Raw genomic sequence first — 6,877 nt, forward strand, 5'->3', positions numbered from 1 at the left:
ATGAAGCGCTCCCTCGCCGCTGTCACGGCGCTCCTGCTCGGCATCACCGGCTGCAGCAGCGGCGGTGACGCCGAGGAGTCCGGCCCGGTCACCCTCACCCTGGCCGGGTGGAGCCTCGCGACCACGCCGGAGTTCAAGACCCTCGCCGACGGTTTCAAGACCTCGCACCCGGACATCGTGGTCGAGCTGAAGGAATACGACGCCGCCAACTACGACACCCAGATGATCGCCGACCTGGCCGCGGGCAAGGCGCCGGACATCTACGTGCAGAAGAACCTGAAGAACTTCTTCACCTACCAGAACGGCAAGCAGCTGCTCGACGTGTCCGACGTGGCCGGCAAGCTCGGGCCCAAGGTCGGCGGGCTGAGCAGCTACCAGGTCGACGGCAAGACCTGGGCCATCCCCTACCGCGCCGACTCGTGGGTGCTCTACTACAACAAGGCGCTGTTCGACAAAGCCGGCGTCAAACACCCGGACGGCAGCTGGACCTGGGCGGAGTACGCGACCGCGGCCAAGGAGCTGACCACCAAGCTCAAGGCCTCCGGCGACAAGGCCCTCGGCGCCTACCAGCACACCTGGCAGTCCACCGACCAGGGCTTCGCGCTCGCCCAGAGCGCCGGTGCCAGCCTGGAGAGCGGCGACTACGGCTTCCTCAAGCCGTACTACCAGACCAGCCTCGACCTGCAGACCGCCGGTGCCCAGGTCAGCCTCGGCGACGCCACCACCAACAGCCTCACCTACCAGGCCCAGTTCGGTAAGCAGCAGGCCGCGATGATGGTGATGGGTACCTGGTACATCGCGACCCTGCTCAACCAGCAGGCCAAGGGCGACGCCGACACCTTCGAGTGGGGCATCGCGCCGGCGCCGCAGCTGACCAAGGCCACCACCGGCACCGCGGCCACCCCGGTCACGTTCGCCGACCCGACCGGTCTCGGCATCAACCCGAAGATCAGCGAGAAGAAGATCGCGGCGGCCAAGGAGTTCCTCGCCTACGCCGCCGGAGCGGAATCGGCCAAGGCCCTCGCCGGGATCGGTGTGACCCCGGCCGACAACAGCGCGGTCGCCGACACCATCTTCTCGCTCAAGGGCGCGCCCACCGACGAGCTGTCGAAGTTCACCTTCTCCACCCACGACACCAAGCCGGAGAACCCGGTGTCCAAGTACACCGCGCCGCTCCAGAACATCCTCAAGGACCTGCACACCGAGGTGCTGTCCGGGGCGTCGCCGATCGACGCGGCCATCACCAAGGCACAGGACCGGGCCAAGAACGAGGTCCTGAGCAAGTGAGTCTCCGCGGGCCCGGTTTCCCGCCGGGCCCGCGGCCCTCTTTCCGGCCCTCTTTTCTGGTCGGGCCTACGGCCCCTCGAGGAGATCCCTGATGACGACGATGCCCGTGCGACGCCGGCGGTGGCGTAACACCGCGATCGGGCTGAGCTTCCTGCTGCCGAACTTCATCGGCTTCCTGATCCTCACGCTGATCCCGGTCGGCCTGCTGTTCTACTACGCGTTCACCGAGTGGAACGTGTTCGGCGGCTCCACCTGGACCGGGCTGGACAACTTCCGGCAGATGGCCCGGGACACCACGTTCTGGACCGCGCTGCGCAACACGCTCTACTACGCGGCCTTCCACATCCCGCTCACCCTGGGCGTCTCCCTCGGGCTGGCGCTGCTGCTCAACCGCAAGCTGCGCGGGGTGGCGTTCTTCCGTACGGTCGCGTTCTTCCCGTACATCACCTCGATCGTCGCGATCGCGCAGATCTGGAACATGCTGTTCAGCCCGGGATACGGGCCGGTCAACGAGGTGCTGCGGTGGATCGGCGTGGACAGTCCGCCGGGCTGGACCACGTCGGCCGACTGGTCGATGCCGGCCGTCATCATCGTCGGCACCTGGCGGGACATGGGCTACTACATGCTGCTGTTCCTGGCCGGGCTGCAGACCATCCCCGGCCAGCTCTACGAGGCGGCCAAGGTCGACGGGGCGTCGGCGTGGCAGCGCTTCCGGGCGGTCACCCTGCCCGGGCTGCGGCCCACCACCTTCTTCATCACGGTGCTGCTCACCATCGGCAGCTTCAAGGTCTTCGACCTGATCCTGGTGATGACCAACGGCGGGCCGGGGCAGTCGACGCTGGTCCTGGCGCAGTACATCTTCCGGAAGGGCTTCGAGGAGAACCAGTTCGGGTACGCGTCGGCGGTCTCCATCGTGCTCTTCGCGATCTGTCTCCTGGTGACGGTCATCCAGTTCGTCGTCAACAAGCGCAGGAGCTCGTGATGACCACCCTTCTCTCTCCTTCGGTCCCGGCTGAGGTCGGCGTCGCTGCTCCTCCGCGGCGTCCGTCACGTGCCTGGCGCGTTCTCGGCTATGCCGCTCTGGGCGCCGCCGGGGTCGTGGTGCTGCTGCCGTTCTACTGGATGGTCATGTCGTCGCTGAAGACCAACAACGAGGTCTTCACCATCCCGGTCCAGTGGATCGCCACCGATCCGGTCTGGGGCAACTACGCCGACATCTGGTCGAAGTCGAACATGGCGACCTGGCTCGGCAACACCGTCTTCCTGTCGGCGGTCGTCACCCTGCTCCAGGTCCTCACCGGAAGCTTTGCGGCGTACGGCTTCGCCAAGATCCGCTTTCCCGGACGGGACGTGCTGTTCCTCGCCTACATCGGCACCCTCGCCGTGCCGTGGCAGTCCTACATGGTCCCGCAGTTCGTGATGATGACGAAACTGCAGCTCACCGACTCGCTCTGGTCGATCATCGCGTTGCAGGCGTTCGGGGCGCTCGGCGTGTTCATGATGAAGCAGTTCTACGAGACCGTCCCCGACGAGCTACTCGACGCGGCCCGGATCGACGGGATGAGCGAGTACGGCATCTACCGGCGGATCATGCTGCCGCTGTCGGTGCCGGCGCTGGCCAGCCTCACCCTGATCACCGCGGTCACCACCTGGAACGACTACATGGGGCCGCTGATCTACCTGCGCAGCCCCGACCTGTGGACGATCCAGATCGGGCTCAAGTCGTTCATCAACCAGTACAACGCCGAATACGCGCTGATCATGACCGGGTCGGTGCTGTCGGTGCTGCCGATCGTGGTGGTCTTCCTCGCCGGGCAGCGCTACTTCGTCGAGGGCATCGCGACCACGGGGCTCAAGGGATGAACTGGGGCCGGATCTTCGAGGCGGTGCATGTCGCGCTGCTGACGAACCTGCTGCTCGCCGTCGCCTGCGCGCCCCTGGTGCTGGTCGTGCTCACCACCGATCCGGGGCGGACCTGGCCACTGCTCGTGCTGTTCGCCCCACTCGGCGGGCCGGCGCTCGTTGCGGTCTTCGCTGTGCTCCGGACGTACTCCTCCGTCTTCTCCCTCTCCGCCCCCGTCCCCTCTACCTCTACCTCCTTCATCGCCTCCGCCGCCACCGCCTCCGCCGCCGCCGCCACCCCAACCGCCGCCACCGCCTCCGCCGCCGCCTCCGCCACCCCAACCGCCGCCTCCGCCTCCGCCGCCTCCGCCGCCCCAACCGTCTCCTCCATCTCTGCTTCTGCCTCTGCCCCCTCCGCCTCGTCCGGCGAGGTCTTCGGGGTTTTCTGGAGTGCCTGGCGAGGATCGGCGCGGCGCGCGCTGGCTGCCGGGGCGCTCGCTACCGTCGCGCTTCTCGTCCTCGGGGTCGACGCGGCCTGGCTCGCGGGACGTACCGCCGGCGCCCTGCTGCTGCCGGTGGTCGCCGTCGTCATGACGCTGATCGTGATCACCACCGTGCTGACCCTGGTGGCGCTGGCCGAACGGCCCGACGCCCGGCTGCGAGACCTGGCCCGCATCGGCGCCTACCTGGGGCTGCGCCGGTGGTACCTGAGCCTGTTCTCGCTGTTCGTTCTGCTGCTGTTCGAGGTGCTGCTGGCGGAGCGGCCGGCCATCGCGATCGGTGTCGCGGCAAGCCCGTTGCTCTACATCGTCTGGGCGAACAGCCGGTTCACCCTGACCACTATCGGAAGGACGACATGACGGCGATCGCCGACCAGACCGGAACCGCGGTGACCGCCGCTCTGCGCACCATCGACGCCAACATCGCCGAGTTCGGGGATCGGTACCCCGACGACACGACCGTTGACGACCGTTATCGGCCACGGCCCGCCAACACCGGGTGGACCACCAGTTTCTGGCCGGGAATGCTGTGGCTCGCGCACGATCTGACCGGGGACGAGACCTACCGGGAGGCGGCCTCCGCGCACGTCCGGTCGTTCGTCGAGCGGGTCGACCAGGAGATCGACCTGGACACCCACGACCTGGGGTTCCTCTACACGCTGTCCTGCGTGACGGCGTGGCGGCGCACCCGGGATCCGGAGGCCAAGCGGGCGGCGCTGTCCGCTGCCGATCACCTGATGCGCCGGGTGCTGCCGTCGGCCGGGATCATCCAGGCCTGGGGTGACCTCGCCGATCCGCGGCAGCAGGGGCGCACCATCGTGGACAGCCTGATGAACACGCCGCTGCTCTTCTGGGCCAGCCGGACCAGCGGGGATCCCCGCTATGCGGCGGCGGCCCGGCGGCACGCGGCTCAGCTGCGAGACCACATCCTGCGGCCGGACGACACCACCTACCACACGTTCTACTGGGATCCGGTCACCGGAGCGCCGCTGCGCGGGGAGACCGAGCAGGGCAGTGCGGACGAGTCGTGCTGGGCCCGCGGGCAGGCGTGGGGGATCTACGGGTTCACACTCAACCACCAGCACACAGGCGATCCGACGCTGCTGCGCGCGGCGATCCGCTGCGCCGACTATTTCCTGGCCCACCTGCCACCGGACGGGGTGGCCTACTGGGACCTGATCTTCACCTCACCGGCTGCCACCTCCCTCTCCCCAACCTCGTCCGCCACGGCCTTCCTCTCCTCCACCTCCTCGCTCGCTGTCGAAGAGCGGGACAGCTCGGCGGCGGCGATCGCCGTCAACGGGCTGCTGGAGCTGGCAGCCTTCGTGCCGCCCTCCCTGGCTGATCACTATCGGTCGTCGGCCGGGCGGATCCTGCGCTCGCTGATCGACGGCTACTCGACTCTCGACGTACCCGGCTCGAACGCCCTTCTCCTGCACGGCGTCTACGACAAACCCAAGGCTGTCGGCGTCGACGAGGGGAACCTCTGGGGGGACTACTTCTACCTGGAGGCCCTCGCCCGCGTCACCCGCCCCGGCTGGACCCACCCCTGGTAAGGAGCAACACTGATGGACTACCGCTACCACTGCTACATCCCGGCCGAGTCCGGAATCAACGAGCTGCCTTTCAACCCGTGCTCGCTGCTCGATTTCCATCTGCTCACGCTGGAGGCGGGGGAGACCTGGACGGGGTCCTCGGGCGACCGGGAGATCCTTGCGGTGATCCTCGGCGGCACGGCGAACTTCACCGTCGGAGGGTCGAAGTTCACCGGCGTCGGCGGCCGCGCGGACGTGTTCAGCGGCAAGCCCCACTCGGTCTACATCCCCCGTGATGCCGACATCGTGATCGAGGCGATCAGTCCCGTCGAGATCGCCCTGCCCAGCGCACCGAGTGACCTGGACACCGAGCCCTACGTCATCGAGCCCTCCGCGGTCGCCACCGGCCGGTGGGGCGGCGCCAACTTCGGTCGCAACTACCACCAGATCCTGACCGAGATCGCCCAGCCGTCGCTGCCGGCTCGGCGCCTCATCGTGGGCGAGACCTACACCCCCTCCGGGAACTGGAGCACCTACCCGCCGCACCGGCACAAGACCGACAACCTGCCCGCCGAGGCCGCGCACGAGGAGATGTACTACTTCCGTGTGGCGCCGAAGGGCGGCTTCGGGATCTGCCGCCTCTACACCGACGAGGGTTATGAGGAGAACTTCACCGTCCGCGACCACGGCATGCACATGATGCCCGAGGGTTACCACACGGTGGTCAGCGCGCCCGGCTACACCACGTACTACCTGTGGTTCCTGGCCGGAACACAGCGCACGCAGGGCGCTCACGAGGACACCACCCTCAGCTGGGTCGGCAAGACCGTCCCCACCTTGCGCGACCTGGGCCTCTGACCGTGCCCCTCAGCTTCCGTCTCGACGGGCGCGTGGCCCTGGTCACCGGCGGCAATCGTGGTCTCGGCCGGGCGTGTGCTGACGCCCTGGCCGAGGCCGGCGCCTCGGTCATCGCCGCAGGCAGCAAGGAACTCGATCTCGCCACCGCTGACCTCCACGCCTATGTGTCCGAACTCGATCAAATCGACATCCTCGTCAACAACGCCGGGATCATCCGCCGGGCCCCCGCCGCGGAGGTCACCGCCGGAGATTGGGACGACGTCCTCACCGTCAACCTGGACGCTGCCTTCCACCTCAGCCAGGCCGCCGGCCGCCGCATGATCGTCCAGGGCCACGGGAAGATCATCAACATCGCGTCGATGCTCTCCTTCCAGGGCGGCGTCCGGGTGCCGGCCTACACCGCCAGCAAGCACGCCATCCTCGGCTTGACCAGGGCACTCGCCAACGAATGGGCCGGTTTCGGCGTCAATGTCAACGCCATCGCACCCGGTTACATGGAGACCGACAACACCGCCGAACTCCGCGCCGACCCGACCCGGGCTCCCGCCATCACCGACCGCATCCCGGCCGGCCGCTGGGGCACCCCGGACGACCTCAAGGGCGCGGTGGTCTTCCTCGCCTCCGACGCAGCCCGCTACATCCACGGCGCCGTCCTCCCGGTCGACGGGGGCTGGCTGGCCCGCTGAGTTACCCCGATGGCCCGCCTCCCGCAGGCGCGCCACCGGCACACCTGCCCTCGCCTCGTCCTCCACACCGCGCACCCCACCGCGGGCAAAGGATGGTGGGCGCCGGGGTGAGCGGTTTCCGGGTGGCTGGGCCACGGGGGGATGGTGGGCGCCTGGGGTGAGTAGTTTC

7 protein-coding genes are annotated in these 6,877 nt (G+C 68.3%); all 7 read left to right on the forward strand.

Features of this window, described 5'->3' with window-relative positions; all coding sequences use genetic code 11:
- The 7 genes from ACFO0C_RS48955 (at position 1) to ACFO0C_RS48985 (ending at position 6,708) form a co-directional block, all read left to right on the forward strand.
- Positions 1-1,287 (forward strand): ABC transporter substrate-binding protein, encoded by a 1,287-nt coding sequence (locus ACFO0C_RS48955; protein ID WP_378073849.1) that lies wholly within the window; start codon positions 1-3, stop codon positions 1,285-1,287.
- 91 nt (positions 1,288-1,378) lie between these two features.
- Positions 1,379-2,269, forward strand: coding sequence for a carbohydrate ABC transporter permease (locus ACFO0C_RS48960; RefSeq protein ID WP_378073850.1), 891 nt, complete (start codon positions 1,379-1,381; stop codon positions 2,267-2,269).
- Positions 2,269-3,150, forward strand: coding sequence for a carbohydrate ABC transporter permease (locus ACFO0C_RS48965; protein ID WP_378073852.1), 882 nt, complete (start codon positions 2,269-2,271; stop codon positions 3,148-3,150). Before ACFO0C_RS48960 ends, ACFO0C_RS48965 begins: the two co-directional genes overlap by 1 nt.
- Entirely contained in the window at positions 3,147-3,989 is an 843-nt protein-coding gene (locus ACFO0C_RS48970) for a hypothetical protein (RefSeq protein ID WP_378073854.1), read from the forward strand. Before ACFO0C_RS48965 ends, ACFO0C_RS48970 begins: the two co-directional genes overlap by 4 nt.
- Positions 3,986-5,185, forward strand: coding sequence for a glycoside hydrolase family 88 protein (locus ACFO0C_RS48975; protein ID WP_378073855.1), 1,200 nt, complete (start codon positions 3,986-3,988; stop codon positions 5,183-5,185). The genes ACFO0C_RS48970 and ACFO0C_RS48975 overlap by 4 nt, the downstream gene beginning before the upstream one ends.
- Positions 5,186-5,197: 12 nt before the next feature.
- Positions 5,198-6,022 carry a 5-deoxy-glucuronate isomerase gene (gene iolB / locus ACFO0C_RS48980; RefSeq protein WP_378073857.1) on the forward strand — a complete coding sequence of 275 codons (825 nt, stop codon included), beginning with the start codon at positions 5,198-5,200 and terminating at the stop codon, positions 6,020-6,022.
- A 2-nt stretch (positions 6,023-6,024) separates the two neighbouring features.
- Positions 6,025-6,708: an SDR family oxidoreductase gene (locus ACFO0C_RS48985; RefSeq protein WP_378073859.1), complete on the forward strand. Its 684-nt coding sequence runs from the start codon at positions 6,025-6,027 to the stop codon at positions 6,706-6,708.
- The last annotated feature ends 169 nt before the right edge of the window (positions 6,709-6,877 follow it).

This window comes from Actinoplanes subglobosus, from assembly GCF_042650585.1.
GTDB classification, from domain to species: Bacteria; Actinomycetota; Actinomycetes; order Mycobacteriales; family Micromonosporaceae; genus Actinoplanes; species Actinoplanes subglobosus.